The organism is Pseudomonas sp. SG20052, assembly GCF_031766055.1.
Classification (GTDB): domain Bacteria; phylum Pseudomonadota; class Gammaproteobacteria; order Pseudomonadales; family Pseudomonadaceae; genus Aquipseudomonas; species Aquipseudomonas mandelii.
This window is the reverse complement of record NZ_CP134498.1, coordinates 5144927-5164769: the sequence shown is the minus strand read 5'-3', so window position 1 is coordinate 5164769 and position 19843 is coordinate 5144927. Positions and strand designations below refer to the sequence as shown.

The following is a 19843-nucleotide window of genomic DNA, read 5'->3' as shown; positions in this document are numbered from 1 at the left end:
TATACTCCCAGCCGAACCCATTTTTTTTGCAGCAAGGAGTTGAGTCATGGATGAGCAAACAGGCGTGAAACCGGCCGAGCCACGCTTCGAACATGGGCATTTTCTGCTCATTGCAGGGCTGGGTGGTCGATTTACCCAGCAGACCACACAAGGCATTCCCGAACTCTGGGAAAAATTCATTCCCGAGATGGGCAAGATACCCGGCCAAAAAGGTGAAGTGACCTACGGTATTTGCTGCAATCCCGATGGTAAAGGCGGGTTTGAGTACATCGCCGGCGTCGAAATCGCCAAACTCGACGACCTGCCCGATAGGTACCGCTGGGTCGAGGTTCAACCCCAGCATTACGCGGTGTTCGAGCACAAAGGCACACTGGACCAGTTGCCCGCGACCTTTCAGTACATCTGGAAAACCTGGCTGCCACAGTCCGGCCATCAGGCGGCGGACGCGCCAGAGTTCGAACGCTACAGCGAAGACTTCAACCCGAAGCTCAACACCGGCGTGCTGGAAATCTGGCTGCCGCTAAAAGACAAATGACCGCATCAAGAGGCGGACCCACGTCCGCCTCTTGATCGTTACTTGCTCCGCTTCATCCGTCGCGACCGCATCACGTCAATCGACAACGTCACAAAGCCAAACGTGCTGATGCCCAACAGCAAGAGAAGTCCGATCTGAACGCTGCTCATGGTGTGTTCCCCCTATCGATGATCAGAGACAGGCAACACCAATAATCCGATCCGATCGGCAATGAAAGCGCCTATACGAAGGCTTTACGACATCAGCAGTGATCGATATGAACACCTTATTAATTTATGATCCCCAGCCTTTCCCACGCTGAATCCGAGCTGCCATGAACACCGTCATCCGCCACGTCACTCCCGCCGACCTGGACCGCTGCTTCGCCATCGAAACCGTTGCCTACGAAGGCGACGAAGCCGCCACCCGGGAAAAAATCGCCACGCGCATTGCCACCTGGCCCGACGGTTTCATCGTCGCCGAAGTGGACGGCGTTGTAGCCGGTTTCATCAATTCCGGTGCGGCGTTTCAGGTGGAAATGTCAGACGAAGCGTTCAAGGAGCTGATTGGCCACGACCCGGCCGGGCCGCACGTCGTGATCATGTCGGTGGTGGTGCACCCGGATTTTCAGGGGCAGGGGCTGGCGAAGCGTTTGATGGGCGAATTCATCGAGCGCATGCGGGCGATGGGCAAGACCCACATCCATCTGATGTGCAAGGAACGGCATATTCCGCTGTACGCCGGATTCGGCTTTGCCTACATCAAGCCGTCGGCCTCCGACCACGGCGGAATGGCGTGGCATGAGATGGTTCTGGCGCTGTAACCAACGTATATCAAGCACCGAAGATCCCCTGTGGGAGTGAGCCTGCTCGCGATGGCGGTCTGACAGTCGACACTTCTGTTGAATGTTATGCCGTCATCGCGAGCAGGCTCGCTCCCACATTGGTTAGGGGGCGTGTCAGTAAAGACTGTCCCGCACCCGCGCCGGCGCTTCCCGGTCATACGTTTCGGCATCGAACTGCCCATCATTCAAGCGCTTGTGAAAAGCCCCCGCCGTTGGCAGTGACGAGCGCTCCAGATGTTTCTCGGGGTTCCACAAATCCGAACGCACAATCGCTTTCGAGCAATGGAAGTACGCCGCGTCCACGGTCACCAGCATCACTGTGCGCGCCGGTTTGCCGTTCACCGCAAAGCTCTCCAGCAACGTCGGTTCCGCGCTGATCTGCGCCGTGCCGTTGACCCGTAACGTCTCGCCGATGCCGGGGATGATGAACAGCAGCGACACCCGCGAATCGAGCACCACATTGCGCAGCGTGTCGATGCGGTTGTTGCCCGGACGGTCCGGGATTGCCAGGGTCTTCGGGTCGATGATCCGCACGAATCCCGGCGTGTCGCCACGAGGCGAACCGTCCAGGCCATCAGGCCCGGCCGAGCTGATGATGACCAGCGGCGAGGCACGGACCATGGCCTGATAGTCCTCGTTCAGAAAGGCAATCTGTTTGCGCACGGCGCGGTCGTGGGGTTGGCCGTAGATCGCTTCCAGTGCTTCGATGCTGTTGAGCATAACCACCTCAGAAAACCAGACTCATGCGCCGTTCATAACCGATCCGGCCCTTGTACGCCTCGCCGCTGTCGACCCAGCCAAATTTTGCATAGAGCGCAATGGCGGCCTCATTGTCCGCGTCCACCGATAATTCCAGCGCTTTGATTTCCGGAAACGCCTGACGAGCCACGTCGGGCAAAGCTTGCAGGCAAGCCTTCCCATAACCTTTGCCCTGAGCGCGGTGATCGACTTGCAACGCATGCAAGGTCGCACTGTGTTCATCGGCCCAGGCCGGCAACACGGGCGGGCGTTTGAGCAGCAGGAAGGCCACGGGAACCTCCTCGGCCAGTAGCGCAAATCCCTTGACGCCGGGACCGGGTTTGGACAGCAAGGTGTGCAATGCACCGTGGATGTCGCCGGAGAATTTAATCTGCTCTTTATGCACTTCGATGGCCTCGATCTGCTGGCGCTGGCGCGCGTTCAGGCTTTCGTAAGGCACGAGTCGGGTTGTCACTGGAGTGTCCTTTTTCCAACAAAATAGGCGTTGGATTCTAACGAGTTTGCATTCATGGATTATTTTTATTTCGACTGTCGATTTGGCGGTGCGCCAGACGACTAAGGGTGTCTTCACAACAAAAAACACGGAGAACCACCATGAACGCAACCCAAGAAATCCAGGCCCTGATCGACACCTATCGTGAGGCGGTCATCGCCAAGGACGTCAAAAAACTCATGACGCTGTATGCCGACGACATCGTCTCCTACGACGCGGTCAAGGCCTTGCAGTTTCGCGGCAAGGCGGCTTACCGCGCGCATTGGGAAGAGTGCATGGAAATGTGCCAGGGCGCGCACACGTTCGACTTCGCCCACTTGAACATCGTCGCGGACGAGCACATCGCCTTCGCTCACTGGCTGGCCCATTGCGGCGGCACCAACGAACAAGGTGAAACCCAGGCCTGCTGGATGCGTGTGACCGCCTGCTATCGGCGCGATGCCGGGCAATGGCGCATCGTCCATGAACACTGGTCGGCCCCGTTCGACATGACCAGTGGCACGGCGCTGTTCAACCTTGAACCCTGATCACCGGGCTGTTTATCGGGAAGCAGCGCCAAAACGCCAATCAGCAGCCATAGTTGATCAGTTCGATCCGGGAGAGCCCACATGAAGTACCTATGCCTGGTCTACAGCAACGAACAAGAGTTGCACTCGCTGCCCGACAGTCCCCATGACGCCGAGTGCATGGCCTACGCCGAGGCGATCCAGGGCAGCGGCCGGATGATCGCGGCCGAGGCGCTGGAATCGGTGCAGACCGCGACCACCGTGCGCATGCGCAACGGCAAGATGTCGATCACCGATGGCCCGTTCGCCGAAACCAAGGAGCAACTGGCCGGCTTCTACCTGATCGATGCCAAAGACCTCAATGAAGCGATCCAGGTCGCCGGCAACATCCCGGCGGCCCGGGTCGGCAGCGTCGAGGTGCGGCCCGTTCGCCAGTTGAATCCCTGAATAACAAGCACAAGACAGGAGATCCCCATGAGTCCGCAACCCTATAAGCATCAGCCTGCCGAATTCGAGCTGTCCATCAGTCGTCTGATCGACGCGCCGCGCCGCAAGCTCTTCCGCGCCTGGACCGAGCCGGCCTTGCTCACTCAATGGTGGGGGCCGCATGGCATGACCACCCCGGAGTGCGAAATGGATCTGTGGGTCGGCGGCCAGTTTCGCACCCTGATGCGCGCACCGGACGGGACTGAGTATCCGACCATGGGAGTCTTCCTGGAAATCGTCGCGCCTGAACGCCTGGTGTTCACCGACGCGTTCACTCCCGGGTGGATTCCTTCGGGCAAACCCTTCATGTCGGCCGAAGTGACCCTCGAAGACAAGGACGGCAAAACCCTCTACACCGCCCGGGCCATGCACTGGTCCGAAGAAGATCGTCAGGCCCACGAGGCCATGGGGTTTTACGATGGCTGGGGACAAAGCCTCGATCGCTTGGTGATGCTGGTGACTGAAGGCATGCCGGACTGATGACTGACGCTTCGGTCACGGCTCGGGTCGAGCAGGTCTACCGCGAAGACTCGCGGCGGATTCTGGCGACGCTGATCCGTTTGCTTGGCGATTTCGACCTCGCCGAAGAGGCCCTGCACGAGGCATTTTTCGTCGCGGTCGAGCGTTGGCAGCGTGACGGCGTGCCGGATAACCCGCGCACGTGGCTGGTGTCCACCGGGCGCTTCAAGGCCATTGATGTGTTGCGTCGGCGCGCGCGTTTTGCCGCGTCCCGGCCGATGTTGATTGCTCAACTGGAGGAGCTGGAACAGGCCGACTGGAGTGATGAGGACGTGGAAGACGATCGTTTGCGGTTGATCTTCACCTGTTGTCACCCGGCCCTCGCGTCGGATGCCCAGGTGCCGTTGACCCTGCGCGAAGTGTGCGACCTGACCACGGAGGAAATTGCCCGCGCCTTTCTCTCGGCACCGGCGACCATCGCCCAGCGCATCGTGCGCGCCAAAGCGAAAATCCGTGACGCGAAAATCCCTTATCAAGTGCCGACACTGGCGGAACTGCCCGAGCGTCTCGACAGTGTGCTGAGGGTGATTTACCTGGTGTTCAACGAAGGTTACTCGGCGTCGGTCGGCGCCGAACTGACCCGCGAGGACCTGACCCGCGAAGCGATCCGGCTCGGGCGGCTGTTGATGGAGTTGCTGCCGGAATCGGAAGTGATAGGGCTGCTGGCGTTGATGCTGTTGCATGAATCACGACGCCCGGCCCGCACGTCGGCGAGCGGTGAACTGATTGTGCTGGATGAACAGGACCGCTCGTTGTGGGATGCCGGGATGATTGCCGAAGGTTGCGCGCTGGTGGAGGCGGCGCTGACCACCGGACGGTTCGGGCCTTATTGCCTGCAAGCGGCGATTGCGGCGGTGCACGCCGAAGCGACCACGGCGGGGGAGACGGACTGGCAGCAGATTGTGGGTTTGTATGACGTGCTGCTGGCGGCGGTGCCTTCACCGGTGATTGAGTTGAACCGTGCAGCGGCGATCTCCAGGCGGGACGGGCCGTTGGCGGGGCTGGTGCTGGTGGACGGGATTCTGGGTCGGGGTGATCTGCTGGATTACCACTTGGCGCATTCGGCGCGGGCGGAGTTTTGTCGGCAGTTGGGGAGGCGTGAAGAGGCGAGGGCGGCGTATGAACGGGCGCTGGAATTGACGCAGCAGGTGCCGGAACGGCGTTTTATCGAGGCGCGGATCAAGGCGCTGAGGTGATGTGCACTGACGGGCCCCATCGCGAGCAGGCTTTCTCCTACGGGGGGGCGTACACAAATTTTGTGATCACCGCGATCCACTGTGGGAGCGAGCCTGCTCGCGATAAGGTCCGCAGGACTTTCATTCCAGCAGCTTGCCGAGCAACCAGCTCCCTGCCGGCCCCGGCGGATGCAGCCGCGACCACAAGGCATCGACAAACACCGGTTTCGGCCAGCCCCGCACGTCCAGCTCCTGCAATGTCCCCGGGCCAAACCGCTCCACCAACCATCGCGGCAACGGTGCCCAGCCAAACCCGCCCTGGGCCATTTCCAACAGCATCAGGTAACTCGGCGCCGACCAGACGCGTCCCTTCGCACGGCTTTCATACGGATTGACGATCGTCGCCAGTCGCAACTCCCGATGCTTTTGCAACGCGTCTTGATCGACGAGGCCCAGCGCTGCCAATGGATGCTCGCGGGACACGAACAGGGCAATCTCCGTGCGTTCATCCACGGTCGAGCTGACCAGGTCCGGCGGGTAACTGTCCTGCTTTTCGGCAAAGGCCACATGCGCCCGGCCGCTTTGCACCAAGGCCACCAGGTCATCGCATTCAGCGATCAGGCATTCGAGTTCAAGGTCCGGATAACGCTGATCGAACGCGCTCAACGCCGCTTCGAAACGGTCGGACTGATAAGTGTCGGAAATCGCCACCGTCAACTTCGGCTCAACCCCTTGGGACAGCAGACTGGCGGTCATTGCCAGGCGGCTGGTGGCGGCCAGGATCTCCTCGGCCCGCTGCAGCATCACGTGCCCGGCCGGGGTCAGGCTCGGCTTGCGGCTGCTGCGGTCGAACAGGACCAGGTTCAGATCGATTTCAAGGCTGGCAACCGCTGCACTGATGGTCGACTGGCTGCGGCCGAGTTTGCGTGCTGCCGCAGAAAACGAACCTTGCGTCGCCGCTTGGACAAACGCTTGCAACACTTCCTGAGAAGCCATGAACTATCGCCTTTGTCGATGGTTATTGGTTAGGAAGTATCGACGCAGGGCTGGATGATGGCAACCACAGTCACTCAGAGATTCCTGATCATGAGCGTCAACAAATCCATCACTGAACGTATTTTCCAGGCCATCGCTTTCGAAGTGCTGGCCATCCTGATCTGCACGCCGCTCCTGGCGTGGATCATGGACAAACCGATGCTCGAGATGGGCGTCGTCACGTTGGTCATCGCCGCCCTGGCGCTGGCCTGGAACGTGGTCTTCAACGGGCTGTTCGACCGTTTGCTCAAACGCTACGGCATCGTGCACAACGCCTGGGTACGGGTTGTCCATGCGCTGTTGTTCGAAGGCGGGCTGGTGGCGATGGGGGTGCCGCTGATTGCGTGGTGGCTGAACGTCAGCCTGTGGCAGGCGTTCCTGCTGGATATCGGCGTGTTGCTGTTTTTCCTGCCATACACTTACGTGTATCACTGGGCGTATGACGTGGTGCGTGAGCGCATGTTGATGGTGTCTACTGCTCGCTAATCCAGAGTGAACCGCTTTTGTGGCGAGGGAGCTTGTCGGATCGCCGCACTGTCCCGCTCGAGTGCGAAGCGCTCGCAAAATCTTCGGCAGGTACCGAGATTTTGGGGCTGCTTCGCAACCCAGCGGGAGCGAGCTCCCTCGCCACAGGTTTCAGTTACAAAAACATCCCGCCTGATGCTTCAACGCGCTGGCCGTTGATCCACTGGCTGCCCGGCGCCAGCAGTAAAGCAATCGCAGCGCCGATGTCATCCGGCTGACCCACCCGACCCAACGCGGTATTGCCGGCAATGTAACTGTTCACGTCGCTGTTATCGCGCACGGTGCCACCGCCGAAATCGGTTTCGATGGCGCCCGGTGCCAGGGTGTTCACGGAAATGCCGCGGGCACCGAGTTCCTTGGCCTGATAGCGGGTCAGCACTTCCATCGCGCCTTTCATCGCGGCGTAAGCACCGTAACCCGGCAAACTGAAACGGGTCAGACCGCTGGATACGTTGAGGATGCGCCCACCGTCCGCCATCAGCGGCAGCAGGTTCTGGGTGAGGAAGAACGGCCCTTTCAGGTGGATGTTCATCAGCAGATCGAACTGGGCGACGGTGGTGTCGACGAAGTTCGCGGTCAGGCCAATGCCGGCGTTGTTGAGCAAGAAGTCGAAGTGCTGGCGATCAAAACGGCTGTGCAACACATCGGCGACCTGGGTGGCGAAGGCTTCGAAGCGTTCGCTTTGGCTCACATCGAGTTGCAGCATCACCGCCCGAGCGCCGAGGCGTTCGATGTCGGCGACCAGTTCTTGCGCCTCATCGGCCTTGCTGTTGTAGGTGCCGATAATGTCGACGCCTTGGGCGGCCAGATGCAGGGCTGCGTTTTTGCCGAGGCCGCGGCTGGCGCCAGTGATCAGTGCGATTTTACGGTTCATGGGACTTCCTCAAAGGTGGTGAGTGACGGTGTGGAGGAAGTTTATTTATCCGCTCTGAAGTGATAAACAGGATGAAATCGGAATCACTGGTCGGTTAATCCGAACAATACAGGGGCGGCTCATGAACAAGCTGGAACTGCTGCGCACCTTCGTTCGCGTCAGCGAAATGTCGAGTTTTACTCTGGCGGGGGAAAGCCTGGGCCTGCCCCGGTCCACGGTGTCCGATCACGTTCAAGCGCTGGAAACGCTGCTGGGGACACGCTTGCTTCAACGCACTACGCGCCGGGTCCAGGCGACTCAGGACGGGCTGGTGCTGTACGAACGCAGCAAGGATTTGTTGTCGCACATGGACGACATCGAGGGCCTGTTTCGCCAGGACCCGGCCTCGTTGGTCGGGCGGATTCGCATCGACATGCCGAACTTCCTGGCCCGCCAGGTGGTGATGCCGCAACTGCCGGAATTCATGGCGCGCCACCCCCACCTGGAACTGGAAATCAGCACCACTGACCGGCGAGTCGATCTGCTTCGGGAGGGTTTTGATTGCGTGTTGCGCGTGGGGTCGCAGCCGGACCAGTCGGTGGTCGCTCGTCGCGTGTGTGATTTCGCCATGGTCAACTGCGCGAGCCCGGCGTACTTGGCGCGCTACGGGATTCCCGAAACACTCGAAGACCTGGCTCAGCACCGGATGGTGCATTACGTCGGCGTATTGGGTTCGCGGTCGGACGGGTTTCTGTACGAGGTGGAAGGCAAGCCCCGGCAACTGCCGATGGCGGGCAGCGTGACGGTCAACAGCACCGATGCTTATGAGCTGGCGTGCGTGGGGGGATTCGGACTGATTCAGGCGCCGGTCAAGGGCATGCAATCGCACTTGAGCAGTGGTGATCTGGTGGCGGTGCTGCCGCAGTTCAGCGCACCCTCGATGGAGGTCTCGCTGCTCTACGCCCGGCAACGGCATTTGCCGCTGCGGGTGAGGGCGTTCATGGACTGGCTGGCCAATGTCATCCAGTCCACAACCTAACCGCCCCTGTAGGAGCGAGGCTTGCCCGCGAAGAACGATAACGCGGTCTGACCGAATGACCGGGTTATCGCTCTTCGTGGGCAAGTCGGATTGCCGCACCACTCGCGCCTACAGGGTTATGTGTGGGGCTAGAAGATTTGGGTGAACAGCCAATACAGGCTGCCTGACAGCACAATCGCCGCCGGCAAGGTCAGCACCCACGCCATCAGCAGGTTGCGGATGGTCTTCATCTGCAAGCCGCCGCCGTTGGCGACCATGCTCCCGGCCACGCCCGAGGACAACACGTGAGTGGTCGACACCGGCAAGCCGAACATGTCCGCTGCGCCGATGGTCAGCATGGCCACGGTTTCCGCCGAGGCGCCTTGCGCGTAGGTCAGGTGGGTCTTGCCGATCTTTTCGCCGACCGTCACCACGATGCGCTTCCAGCCGACCATGGTGCCCAGCCCGAGCGCAATCGCCACCGCGATCTTCACCCACAGCGGAATAAAGCGCGTCGAGTTGTCGATCTGTTGCTTGAACAGTTGCAGCTTGCCGGTGGTGTCGGCGTCGAAGTGGCCGACTTTGTTCTTGTCCATCAGGCGAATGGTTTCGCTGGTCAGGTACATATCGTTACGCACGTTGCCCACGGCTTCGGCCGGTACTTTGGACAGCGAGCCATAACCCTTGACCTCTGCGCCGATACTGCCCGTAAGGGCGGCGAGGGCCGGGATCAGTTGCGGTGTGGCTTCCTTGCTGCGCACGTATTCAGAGAGAATCGGGCGCGGATCGGCGGGGGCCGGCATCGGCACGCTTTTGACCAGCGCTTGCTGGGTGACTTCGGCGACGGCGGCGAACTGCAGCGCCTGATCGGCCGGCATGGTGCGGTTCAGCGCATAGGCCATCGGCAGCGTGCCGACCAGAATCAGCATGATCAGGCCCATGCCTTTTTGGCCGTCGTTGGAACCGTGGGCGAACGAGACCCCGGTGCAGGTCACAATCAACATGCCGCGAATCCACCACGGCGGTGGCGTGTTGCCGACCGGCGCCTTGTACAGCGCGCGGTTCTTGACGAACGCACGCAAGGCCAGCAGCAACAGCGCGGCAAAACCGAAGCCGACCAGCGGCGACAACAGTAACGCATAGCCGATCTTGGTCGCTTGAGCCCAGTCCACGCCGCTGGTGCCGTCGTGGCCGTGCATCAGGGCGTTGGCCACGCCGACGCCGATGATCGAACCGATCAAGGTGTGCGACGACGAGGCCGGCAAGCCCAGCCACCACGTGCCGAGGTTCCACAGGATCGCCGCGATCAACAGGGCGAAGATCATCGCGAAACCGGCGGAGGACCCGACTTGCAGAATCAGTTCCACGGGCAGCAGGGCGATGATGCCGAACGCCACCGCGCCACTCGACAGCAGCACCCCGAGGAAGTTGAAGAACCCGGACCAGGCCACCGCGAAATTCGGCGGCATCGAGTTGGTGTAAATCACCGTGGCCACGGCGTTGGCGGTGTCGTGGAAACCGTTGACGAACTCAAAGCCCAGAGCGATCAGCAGCGCCACGCCCAACAGCAGAAACGGCGTCCAGGTGGTGACCTCCGTGCCGAGTTCACTCATGTCGTGCATCAGGCTGTAGGCGGTGAACAACAACCCGCTGGCCAGCACTCCGAAAAACACCACGAGGGTGAGCAGGCTGGGTTTTTTATCGAGTTGAGGTCTGGCACTGCGGGCGGGCGCCTGGGTTTGGGCGGTGTAGGAGGGCGTAGCCATGACAGACAATCCTGAGGAAGGAAGGAGTGTCTGTCATGATCGTTGCCAAATGTTACAGAGAAACTGCCCTAGATCAGGGTTTGGTTTTTTTGCTGATCCGTTAATCAGAATTCACCCGGTCCCTGTAGGCGCGAGGCTTGCTCGCGAAAGCGATGTATCAGGTAAAACGCCTTCGCGGGCAAGCCTCGCTCCTACAGGGGATGGGGTGAAGGCTCAATAATCCTGGCGCTTGCGAAACGCCCAACGCCCCGCAATCACGGTAAACGTCGCCACCAGTGCCACCAGAATCCAGAACCCCTCCGGATCCCCCGACAACGGCACCCCACCCACATTCATGCCAAAAAAACCGGCAATGATGTTGATCGGCAGCGCCAGCACCGTCACCACGGTCAGGGTGAACAGTGTGCGGTTGCTCTGCTCGTTCAGGTTGGCCGCGATCTCTTCCTGCAACAGCTTGATCCGCTCACCCAGCGCCGTGAGGTCGTTGATGATCAGCGCAAATTCCTCGGTGGACTTGCGCAACTCCTTCACGTCTTCCTTCTGCAACCAATGCGGCGGCCGGTTGAGCAATCGCAACAACGAACCCGGCTCCAGCGCCAGCAGCCGTTGCAGGCGCACCAGCACCCGGCGATTGGCACCCAGTTCCGCACGGTTGGTCGACAGCCGCGAGGACAGCAATTCATCTTCGATCTGATCGACACTGAGGCTGGTCTTGCGCACGATCTGGGTCAGTACCTCGCCCTGATCGCGGAGCAAATGCACCAGCAATTCCAGCGGTGAACGAAAGCACTCGCCGGCCTTCACCGACGAGCGCAGCTTGTCCACCGAGTGCAGCGGTTGCAGGCGGGCGCTGATGATCAGCCGGCTGCGGGCGCACACCCACAGCGTCGACACATCCGACGACACCATGCTGCTGAGGTTGAACACCACATCGTTGACCACCGCCAGCAACGCCGAATCCACATGCTCGATGCGCGTGGATCGAGACCCTTCGTGCAAGGCTTCGAAAAACTCGTCCGGCAATGCCAGGTGGCTTTTCATCCAGCGCTCACACGCGGCATGCGCCAGGTTCAGGTGCAGCCACAGGAATTCATCGCTCTCGTCCGGCTGTTGCAGGCATTGCAGCGCTTTCGCCGAATCAATCTCCCGACCCCGCTCACCGGGGCGAAAACTGAAACCGTAGAGCAGACCGAACAGGTCCGGGTCGCGATGGCTTTGGTCGATGCTGTGGTTCATTGGGGCTCGCAAGGGAGGCGCCTGTCGCGGGTTTTACAGGTTCACTTGAACCGCATCATCGCAACTGTGGATGACGTTTTTGTGATGAAAAAATAACCGCAAACGATTGCATTGCCGGTGGTCGGAATAGATTCAAGAACCGCTCTGGCCCGCCGATCTTGCTTAAGTTACCTTGCGCGGCTTCGGCCATGAGCCAAGTTTCAGACAGGGATGTCCGGACACCTTTCACGCTGTGTTTGCCGCGTGTCTCACCCCCTGTCATGAGTATCACTCGATGCTGCAAAAATCCCTGAGAGCACAAATTCTCGCCCTGTTGAGCGGCAGCCTGTTGGCGGTACTGTTGATCGCCCTGGCTTGCTTTCACTTTCTGTCCGGCGGCGTTCAGAGCTACGTCAAACTGATTGAAGGCCCGCTGCACACCTCGCAGTTGATCGATGAAGCCAACCTGCAATTCAAGGTGCAGGTCCAGGAATGGAAAAACGTCCTGCTGCGTGGCAAGCAACCGGCCGACCTGGAGAAGTATTGGAAACAATTCGAAGACCGTCAGCGCGATGTGCAGAGCATTCTAGGTGAGCTGGCTGTGCAAAAAGGTATCGATCCGCAACTGAAAACCCGCATCGAACGCCTGCGTGACGAACACCGTTTGCTGGGCGCTGCCTATCAGAAGGGCCGTGACGCCTACGTGGCGGCGGGCGCCGACCCGACGGCAGGCGACGCGGCGGTCAAAGGTGTCGACCGTGCGACCAGTGAACAGATGACCGAGTTGGTCAGCGAATTGCGCAAGCAGGGTGTCGAGCAGTCGAAGCAAATCAGCGCCGAAGCCGATCGCACCGTGTTGCTGGGGCTCATTGTGATGCTCGTCTCGGGGCTGTTGATCGGGCTCTTGAGCCTGTGGCTGGTCAACCGCAACCTGATTGAACCGATTCGCAAACTGATCGAGTACGTCGCGCAACTCAGCCAGGGCAAGTTTGCCGACCGCGTGGCCAGCACCCGTCAGGATGAGCTGGGTAAATTGGCGGTTGCGGCCAACACTTTGCGTGATTTCCTCGCCGAAACGTTCAGCCGTTTGCAGCGCAGCGCCAAGGACCTGGACAGCGCCAGCAGTGAGCTGAACTCGATCGCCAGCCTCATGACCAGCGGCACCAATGAGCAGTTCAACCGCACCGATCAGGTGGCCACGGCGATGAACGAAATGTCGGCCACCGCACAGGAAGTCGCCCGTCACGCCGCCGATGCCGCACGCGCCGCCGACGATGCCGACCAGTCCGCCCAACACGGCGAAAAAGTCATGCAGGGCACCATTCACACCATCACCCGGATGCGCGGCGAAATCGCCAACACCGCCACGGTCATCCGCCAACTGGAAACGGACAGCGGACGCATCGGCAAGGTGCTCGAAGTGATTCGCGGTATCGCCGAACAAACCAACCTGCTGGCGCTCAACGCGGCCATCGAAGCGGCCCGTGCCGGTGAAGCCGGACGCGGTTTTGCGGTGGTGGCCGATGAAGTGCGCAGCCTGGCCCAGCGCACGGCGGCATCGATCATCGAGATCAACCAGATCATCCAGACCGTGCAAACCGGTGCGGTGGACGCGGCTCAGGCGATTGAAAGCGGCCAGTCGCGCAGTGAGGAAAGCGTCGAGCAAGTGACCCAGGCCGGCGCCATGCTGGAGCGGATCACCCATGCCGTGGAAGCCATCCGCGACATGAACCGCCAGATCGCCACCGCCGCCGAAGAACAGACCTCGGTGGCCGAGGACATTTCACGCAACCTCACTGAAATCACCAGCATCGCCAGCACCAACCTGGACAACGTGCAGCGCACCGAAGCGGCCGGCCGTCATTTGCATGGGTTGTCGGGGCAGTTGAATGAAGTGACGGCGCGTCTGAGCGCGTAACGGAAACGGCGGCGTATCAGATCGGTTACCGAGTCGGTACGCCCGTCGCTCTCGGATCCATAAGGGTTACGCCGCTGGTCGGGTGCCTGGCATTTTGGTTCGGTTTTACGGGGCACCTGTTAGTTCTTACAGTAGACGATTGCCGTGCACGAGCGTTTGATAACGCTGTCAGCGCAGTGGCGCTGCTGTATTCACAAGGAGCGTTTTTATGTCTATGGATCTGCAATTAAGTCGTTTGAAAGTAGAAGGGGTTGACGATGGCGAACTCACCGAACCGGTAGGCGAAAATGGTTTGCGGGCGCTAGTCGAAGGCAACCAGAACTACAAAAAAGGGGACAAGCTTGAAGTGATCTGGAATGACGTGTCGGTGTTCACGCATACAATCACGGTGGTTGAAGAGGTGGCAGGTGTGCACTTTTACATTGAAAAACAGTTCATTAAGCTTGGTCCCGTGAAGGCGAATTACACGCTAGCCGACGACTCTGGAAATGTCGCTGTATCGCCCGTTTCTAACTTCAACGTCATTGCTGCGACTTAAGCTTTTCCCGGAACTGTCTGCACCGGAAAGCTGAAAACAAACTGCGTGCCTTCCTTCGTTGTCGAGCGCACTTCCAGCTTTCCACCATGGGACTGCGCAATCTGACTGGCGATGTACAACCCCAACCCGAGACCGGTCTGCGGTGTTCCGCGGGCCGGTCGCGCGTAGGGGCGAAACAGATGGGGCAACGCGTCCTCGGCGATGAGCCCCTGATTCGTCACGCTCAGCACGAACTGCCCGTCGTGGATCTGCGCGCTCACGTCTACCGAGCCCTCGGGATCGCCGTGGGCAACGGCGTTCGCCACCAGATTGGAAAGCAATTGCGCGACCCGCTCGCGATCGCACTGAATACCGTGCAGCTCGCCAATGGACATGCGAAGGGTGCGTTGGGGATAGATGTTCTGGACTTCTGAAATCACGTGCCGCAAGGCGTCGCCCAGGTCCGGGCACGGTGCGATGTCCACCGGAATACCACTGCCCAACGAACCACGAGCGAAATCCAGCACATCATCGACCAGTCGGGTCGCGCGCCGGGCACTGGTCAGAATGTGCCGGGCCCGTTGCTGATTCGCCGGGTCGGGAAGCTTGCGCAAGAGCATTTCGGCGCCGGCGCTGATCGCGAACAACGGGTTGCGCAGGTCATGGCCGAGCACGGCGATGAACTGTTCGCGCAACGCGGTGTTTTTGCGTTCCGCCATCAATGCCGCTTCGGTTTTTTGCAGGTTCTCTTCCGCCTCGATCTGCAACGCCAGCATTCGCGCAAAGGATTCCATGGTGCTCTGGATCGTGCTGGATTTGAGCGATGCAGGATTGGGATCAAGGGCGCAGATGGTGCCGAAAAAGCGTCCGTCGGGCCGAAAGATCGGCACCGAAATATAGCTTTCGAATTGATAGAGGCGAGGCGTGTGGTGATCGCGGTAAAGCGGGTCTTCACTGGCCTTGTCGATCACCACCGACTGATGCGCCTGGCGAATTTCGTGGCACAAGGTGGTGACCACCTCCAGCTCGCCGCCGACCTGCAAGCCGAAGTCCAGCTGATCGAGTACGGCGCAAGCGGTCCATGAGTCTTCGGTAACGCGGGCCACCGCAGCGAAGCGCAGCCCCGTCAATTCACGGATCACCTGGAGAATCGCCGGCACCGCGCTGATCCGGCCGATCGTGGCGATGTCTGCTGCCGCTGTTTGCCCCATCTCAATCCATCTCTGTGTAATCACCGTTGAGGGATTCTAGCGGGCTACCGCCGAGTTGGCGCGTGTTGATTATGCGAATCCGGCATGCAAAAAAGCCGCACGATCCGAAGATCGTGCGGCTTTGTTTTATACGGGTATCAGGTGTCTTGTTTGTCGCTCAGGACTTTGCCGGTGGTGGCATCGAAGTCCACGTCGAATTCTTTGCCGTCAGCGGTTTTCAGTTCCACTTCGTACTCGTAGTTGTTGAAGTGGTTGTCCAGATCCGTGTCGGTGATGATCGCGCCTGGGTGCCGTTTCAGTGCCTCCTGGTTCATTTCTTCCAGTGGCTTGATCTTGCCGCTCTTGACCAGCTCAGGGATCTGGTCGACACGAACGTCAGCCTGAGCCAAGCCAGCGGTGAGGGTCAGGGCAGCAGCGGTGAACAGGGCAGTCAGGGTTTTCATGGGTTCATTCCTTGGGGTGATCTGTTTAAGTGAGTCCAGATTAACTGTGGCAACTTAATTCACCCTTAATTCCAATCACCGTGTCGTTTGGAAGATTTCGCGAGCAAATCGGATTGCCGCATCACTCGCTCCTACGGGATTTGGGGCGGTCGCATTATTTGTGATCGACTCAAAACCCGTAGGAGCGAGTGATGCGGCAATCCGACTTGCCCGCGAAGAAGACGACGCGGTGTCGTGTCAGCTGGCGATCAGTACCCGTTGTTCTGCAGCAACTGCGCCACCGTCCCGGCCGCCGGGCGCTTGTAGAACTTCAGCAATTCACTGGCGCGGTTGGTGAAGATGCCATCGACGCCGGCGTCCATGACTTTCTGGTAATCAACCGCTTCGTCGATGGTGTAGGCGTGCACCAGCAGGCCTTGATCGTGGGTGTACTGGTTCATCCACGGTTTCACCAGGTCCGAATAGCTCTGATCGCCACCCTTGGTCAACGCGGCCGAAGGACCGGTGCCGATCGCACCCTGGGCCTTGGCGTACTCGACCCATTGCTGGAATTCGGCTTTGTCTTTCGGTTCCTGTTTGGCGTAGTAGGTGGCCTTGTCCTTGTCGCCGGACTCGGCAAACGTCACTTTGGACTTAGGCTCGATACTGCCTTCGCCGACCCACAGCAGCAGGATCTTCGGCACTTGCGGCATTTCCTTCTCAAGCAGTTCGAGGCTGCTCTTCTCGAAGGTTTGCAGCACGACCTTGCCCTTGCCCTGGCCGACCGCCAGATTGCTTTTCGCCAGTTTGGAACCGGCCGGGCTCAGCCAGCCGCGATCCTGCAATTTGTCCTTGAGGTCGCGTTCGAGGCCGGGGAATTGCTTTGGTTCTTTGGTTTCGATGTACAGGCCGGGTTTGTGCAGCGGATTGCCCTGGGCGATGTCGATGATTTCGTCGAGGGTCAGGATCTTCAGGCCGACGAAGGACGGACGTGCGCGATCCGGGTACGCGGCGTTGAACCAGCTGCCGGCATCCAGGGTTTTCAGTTCGGCGAGGGTGAACGCGTTGGCCGGGCTGTCCTTGCGATCGGGGAATTTGGTGGCAACGTCGGTGGTGCGTTGCAGGTTGTCGTCGTGCAGGGCGAACAGCACGCCGTCCTTGCTGCGTTGCAGGTCCAGTTCCAGGTAATCGGCGCCCAGATCACGGGCCAGTCTGTAAGACGCCGCCGTGGATTCCGGTGCATCGTAGGATGCGCCGCGGTGGGCGATCACCGCCGGGTGCGGGATGCCCAAACGGGTGGCCAGTGCAGTCGGGCTGGGCTCGTTGGCGGCCTGTGCCTGGCCGAAGCCCAGCAGCATGCTCAGCAGCAGGGCGCTTTTGGTGAAGGTAACAGGCATGGTCGAGGTCCTTTCGCGTTGAATTTTCAAAGACGTCTCTTTTAACAACTGAGCGCCGCCAGCGCTATCGCCAGACCGACATAAACGTGTTTAAAGCAGATTTTTTCAGCGCTTTTGTGCGCTTCTTTGCAGTACTCTTGGCCCCGGCGTTTCCCCGGCAGAGGGAAATCCGAATGCTTGTCCTTGCGTGTAAACCATCGTTCACCGGTCGTTAACGACCTTTTGTGAGGTTTATATGCGCATCACTTCCGAGCTTATCTGCCAGGCCGCCGACCAACTCAAAGGCTTCGTCGGCCTCAATCGCAAAACTGGCCACTACATTGTGCGTTTCAGCGAAGACTCGTTTGGTATGGACGTGGCGGATGACGGGATCATTCCCACCAGTGAATTTGTCTGGGCGCCGGGGCCTGGGCAGGCCATGACGCTCAAGCGTGAGTTGATTCAATTGTTGCTGGATCAGAATATTGATGACCGGATCAATGTGACCGAGCCGTTGCGGGTGTACATGAATCGGCGGGAAGTGCCGGAGATTTCGGCGGTGCGGAGTCTGGTTCGGGGCTGAAGTTTTGCTGTGTCTGGACTGGCCTCTTCGCGGGCAAGCCTCGCTCCTACAGAGGGCACCGACAACCTGTAGGCGCGAGGCTTGCCCGCGAAGGCGGCCAGAAGAACACCGCATCATTTTACGGCCTTGAACCCATACGCCCGCTCAACCTTGCACACCCGCGTATGACACGTCGAATACCACGTCGACCGCCCCCGCTCACGGATCGCACGGTGCTCAGGATGATGTTTCCACGCCAGAATCGCCGCCTCGCTGGCCCAGTACGACACCGTAATCCCCAACCCATCCTCACCCCGAGCCGACTCAACACCGAGAAACCCCGGCTGCTCACGGGCCAGTTCCAGCATGCGTTCGGCAGCCTCGGCGTAGCCTTGATCACCGTCGGTGCGCAGCGAGGTAAAAATCACCGCGTAGTACGGCGCTGATGGCGTATCGGCAATCATGGCTGTTGCCTTTTGCAGGCTTCGATCAACGCCCGGGCCAGCGGCGGTAGCGTGCCGTTGAGCGCGGCGCGTTCGGGCTGGAACAGGGTGGCGACGAAAAACGGATGACCCTGGAGCTCCACCGCCCGCAGGTCGCCGGTCGAGTCATGGCCAACGGCGCACAACTGTTGGCTCAATAACTCACACTCGAACGCCGGGTTCACGCCATAGCGGCAGCGATATCCCTCAACGATCTCGGCGCTTTCGTACACGTTGGCGATCAACGAGCTTTCAACCAAGCGAATGCTGTCCGTTGCTTCCACCAATGAGCAGGTCAGCGGCGTGAGTAATGCGCGTGCTGCACCGGGATGGGTTTCGCCGTGCTCGGCGTCTTCCCAACCCAATACGTTCCGAGCGAACTCAAGCACCGCGTGTTGAAAACCGCCGCAGGTGCCGAGGAACGGTCGCTGCTGCTCACGGGCAAAACGGATCGCCCGCAACGCGCCGTCCATGTCGCGGTAAGGGCTGGCGGGCACGCACCAGAAGCCGTCGAAGTGGTGTAACGGGGTGGCGGCGTTTATGTGATCGGTGGCCAGCCACTGAAATTGCACATCCACGTTCAGGTGTTCGGCAGCCATGCCGAGCGCCACGGGAATGGCTTGGTGGGCGGTGACCTGTGGGTCGTAGTCACCGATCAAGGCGATGCGCAGGGCGGTGTTTTCCATGAGTGATCTCGACGCTTGTTGATTCCTGGCACCCACTATAGATTGGCGCTCACGCATTCAATATTGGCGTTATCCCAAGTGATCAATGCAGCGACGCACTATCGACTCGACTATCCAGACCTGGCGCTGATCCTCGCCTTGGTGCGCGGCGGCTCTCTGGCCCGGGCATCGGCGTTATTGAAGGTCGACGTGTCGACGGTGTTTCGCGCGGTTCGCCGACTGGAAGCCGCGCTGGGCCAGCAACTGTTCGAAAAAAGCCGCGCCGGTTACCTGCCGACCACACTCGCCCAGACCCTGGCCGAGCAAGCCGAGCGCGCGGAACAAGCGCTGGACGCGGCGCGCATTGGCGTGGAGCAGGGCGGTGAAGTCATCAGCGGCACGGTGCGGCTGACCTGCACCGATTCTGTCCTGCAAGGGTTGCTGCTGCCGGCGCTGGCGCAGTTCATGCCGTCCTACCCGGCGCTGACCCTCGAACTGAGCACCTCCAACGACTTCGCCAACCTCAGCCGTCGGGATGCCGATATCGCCTTGCGCCTGACTCGCGCACCGCCCGAGCATCTGGTTGGTCGACGTCTGGCGGATATTTCCTATCGGGTCTGTGCCAGTGCGGCGTACCTGAAATCAGTCGATCCTGAAGACCTGGCCTCGCTGACCTGGATCGCGCCGGATGACTTCCTTCCCGACCACCCCACCGTGGCATGGCGGCGCCAGCAACTGCCCGGCGTCACGCCTGGTTATCGCTGCAACAGCATGCTGTCGGTGACCGAGTTGGTGCGTGCCGGGCTGGGCGTTGCGGCGTTACCGGACTTTTTGATCGGTGATGAACTGCAACCACTGACTGGCCCGCTGCACGGTTACGACACTGCGCTCTGGTTGCTGACCCGTCCGGACTGCCGCGCGTTGCGCTCGGTGGTGACGTTGTTCGATGAGCTGGGGCGGGCGCTTCGACTGCCGTGACCGG

23 protein-coding genes are annotated in these 19843 nt (G+C 60.2%); 12 read left to right on the top strand and 11 right to left on the bottom strand.

Annotated elements, in window-relative coordinates; all coding sequences use genetic code 11:
• The first annotated feature begins 46 nt into the window (after positions 1-46).
• Positions 47-535 carry a GyrI-like domain-containing protein gene (locus RHP74_RS23755; protein WP_311096446.1) on the top strand — a complete coding sequence of 163 codons (489 nt, stop codon included), beginning with the start codon at positions 47-49 and terminating at the stop codon, positions 533-535.
• Between the two features lie 313 nt (positions 536-848).
• A complete protein-coding gene (locus RHP74_RS23750) occupies positions 849-1337 on the top strand; it encodes a GNAT family N-acetyltransferase (protein ID WP_010457320.1) in 489 nt (162 codons plus the stop codon).
• Between the two features lie 135 nt (positions 1338-1472).
• Here the strand turns inward: RHP74_RS23750 and RHP74_RS23745 are convergent, their stop codons facing one another.
• Positions 1473-2078, bottom strand: coding sequence for a pyridoxamine 5'-phosphate oxidase family protein (locus tag RHP74_RS23745; RefSeq protein ID WP_288110559.1), 606 nt, complete (start codon positions 2076-2078; stop codon positions 1473-1475).
• A gap of 7 nt (positions 2079-2085) precedes the next feature.
• Entirely contained in the window at positions 2086-2571 is a 486-nt protein-coding gene (locus RHP74_RS23740) for an N-acetyltransferase (RefSeq protein WP_145309280.1), read from the bottom strand.
• A 140-nt stretch (positions 2572-2711) separates the two neighbouring features.
• Between RHP74_RS23740 and RHP74_RS23735 the strand changes: the two genes are divergently transcribed.
• The 4 genes from RHP74_RS23735 (at position 2712) to RHP74_RS23720 (ending at position 5317) form a co-directional block, all read left to right on the top strand.
• On the top strand, positions 2712-3137 hold the full coding sequence (locus RHP74_RS23735; protein WP_083375907.1) for an SgcJ/EcaC family oxidoreductase: 426 nt from the start codon (positions 2712-2714) through the stop codon (positions 3135-3137).
• A gap of 81 nt (positions 3138-3218) precedes the next feature.
• Positions 3219-3563, top strand: coding sequence for a YciI family protein (locus RHP74_RS23730; RefSeq protein WP_010457311.1), 345 nt, complete (start codon positions 3219-3221; stop codon positions 3561-3563).
• A gap of 27 nt (positions 3564-3590) precedes the next feature.
• Positions 3591-4082 (top strand): SRPBCC family protein, encoded by a 492-nt coding sequence (locus RHP74_RS23725; protein WP_010457306.1) that lies wholly within the window; start codon positions 3591-3593, stop codon positions 4080-4082.
• Positions 4082-5317 carry an RNA polymerase sigma factor gene (locus RHP74_RS23720; protein ID WP_010457305.1) on the top strand — a complete coding sequence of 412 codons (1236 nt, stop codon included), beginning with the start codon at positions 4082-4084 and terminating at the stop codon, positions 5315-5317. The genes RHP74_RS23725 and RHP74_RS23720 overlap by 1 nt, the downstream gene beginning before the upstream one ends.
• Positions 5318-5437: 120 nt before the next feature.
• On the opposite strand, the gene RHP74_RS23715 is transcribed toward RHP74_RS23720, so the two are convergent.
• Positions 5438-6292 (bottom strand): LysR family transcriptional regulator, encoded by an 855-nt coding sequence (locus RHP74_RS23715; protein WP_311096444.1) that lies wholly within the window; start codon positions 6290-6292, stop codon positions 5438-5440.
• Positions 6293-6382: 90 nt separating this feature from the next.
• Here RHP74_RS23715 and RHP74_RS23710 point away from each other — a divergent pair, with 90 nt between their 5' ends.
• Entirely contained in the window at positions 6383-6817 is a 435-nt protein-coding gene (locus tag RHP74_RS23710; RefSeq protein ID WP_200666852.1) for a multidrug/biocide efflux PACE transporter, read from the top strand.
• Positions 6818-6971: 154 nt separating this feature from the next.
• Here RHP74_RS23710 and RHP74_RS23705 read toward each other — a convergent pair whose 3' ends face one another.
• Positions 6972-7730, bottom strand: a complete 759-nt coding sequence (locus tag RHP74_RS23705; protein WP_010457302.1) for an SDR family NAD(P)-dependent oxidoreductase — start codon at positions 7728-7730, stop codon at positions 6972-6974.
• 121 nt (positions 7731-7851) lie between these two features.
• Here RHP74_RS23705 and RHP74_RS23700 point away from each other — a divergent pair, with 121 nt between their 5' ends.
• Positions 7852-8748, top strand: a complete 897-nt coding sequence (locus RHP74_RS23700; RefSeq protein WP_077748673.1) for a LysR family transcriptional regulator — start codon at positions 7852-7854, stop codon at positions 8746-8748.
• A 128-nt stretch (positions 8749-8876) separates the two neighbouring features.
• Here the strand turns inward: RHP74_RS23700 and RHP74_RS23695 are convergent, their stop codons facing one another.
• On the bottom strand, positions 8877-10493 hold the full coding sequence (locus RHP74_RS23695; protein ID WP_010457300.1) for an inorganic phosphate transporter: 1617 nt from the start codon (positions 10491-10493) through the stop codon (positions 8877-8879).
• A gap of 213 nt (positions 10494-10706) precedes the next feature.
• The gene (locus RHP74_RS23690) at positions 10707-11729 is read right to left on the bottom strand and encodes a transporter (protein WP_077748671.1); all 1023 of its coding nucleotides are present in this window, start codon (positions 11727-11729) and stop codon (positions 10707-10709) included.
• Positions 11730-12003: 274 nt separating this feature from the next.
• On the opposite strand from RHP74_RS23690, the gene RHP74_RS23685 reads away from it, so the two are divergent.
• On the top strand, positions 12004-13626 hold the full coding sequence (locus tag RHP74_RS23685) for a methyl-accepting chemotaxis protein (protein ID WP_311096442.1): 1623 nt from the start codon (positions 12004-12006) through the stop codon (positions 13624-13626).
• A 208-nt stretch (positions 13627-13834) separates the two neighbouring features.
• Entirely contained in the window at positions 13835-14164 is a 330-nt protein-coding gene (locus RHP74_RS23680) for a hypothetical protein (RefSeq protein ID WP_083375911.1), read from the top strand.
• Here the strand turns inward: RHP74_RS23680 and RHP74_RS23675 are convergent.
• The 3 genes from RHP74_RS23675 to RHP74_RS23665 form a co-directional block, all read right to left on the bottom strand.
• Positions 14161-15354 (bottom strand): GAF domain-containing sensor histidine kinase, encoded by a 1194-nt coding sequence (locus tag RHP74_RS23675; protein WP_010457290.1) that lies wholly within the window; start codon positions 15352-15354, stop codon positions 14161-14163. The genes RHP74_RS23680 and RHP74_RS23675 overlap by 4 nt on opposite strands.
• A gap of 137 nt (positions 15355-15491) precedes the next feature.
• Positions 15492-15797 carry a PepSY domain-containing protein gene (locus tag RHP74_RS23670; protein ID WP_154912421.1) on the bottom strand — a complete coding sequence of 102 codons (306 nt, stop codon included), beginning with the start codon at positions 15795-15797 and terminating at the stop codon, positions 15492-15494.
• 248 nt (positions 15798-16045) lie between these two features.
• Positions 16046-17173, bottom strand: a complete 1128-nt coding sequence (locus RHP74_RS23665) for a glycerophosphodiester phosphodiesterase (RefSeq protein ID WP_304816980.1) — start codon at positions 17171-17173, stop codon at positions 16046-16048.
• 235 nt (positions 17174-17408) lie between these two features.
• On the opposite strand from RHP74_RS23665, the gene RHP74_RS23660 reads away from it, so the two are divergent.
• Complete coding sequence (locus tag RHP74_RS23660; protein ID WP_010457284.1) at positions 17409-17735, top strand: DUF2025 family protein; 327 nt, start codon at positions 17409-17411, stop codon at positions 17733-17735.
• A 113-nt stretch (positions 17736-17848) separates the two neighbouring features.
• Here the strand turns inward: RHP74_RS23660 and RHP74_RS23655 are convergent, their stop codons facing one another.
• Together RHP74_RS23655 and RHP74_RS23650 are read right to left on the bottom strand one after the other, a co-directional pair.
• Complete coding sequence (locus RHP74_RS23655; RefSeq protein ID WP_077748667.1) at positions 17849-18178, bottom strand: antibiotic biosynthesis monooxygenase; 330 nt, start codon at positions 18176-18178, stop codon at positions 17849-17851.
• Positions 18175-18882: a CTP synthase gene (locus tag RHP74_RS23650; RefSeq protein WP_311096440.1), complete on the bottom strand. Its 708-nt coding sequence runs from the start codon at positions 18880-18882 to the stop codon at positions 18175-18177. The genes RHP74_RS23655 and RHP74_RS23650 overlap by 4 nt, the downstream gene beginning before the upstream one ends.
• Before the next feature lie 15 nt (positions 18883-18897).
• On the opposite strand from RHP74_RS23650, the gene RHP74_RS23645 reads away from it, so the two are divergent.
• The gene (locus tag RHP74_RS23645) at positions 18898-19839 is read left to right on the top strand and encodes a LysR family transcriptional regulator (protein ID WP_154912424.1); all 942 of its coding nucleotides are present in this window, start codon (positions 18898-18900) and stop codon (positions 19837-19839) included.
• The last annotated feature ends 4 nt before the right edge of the window (positions 19840-19843 follow it).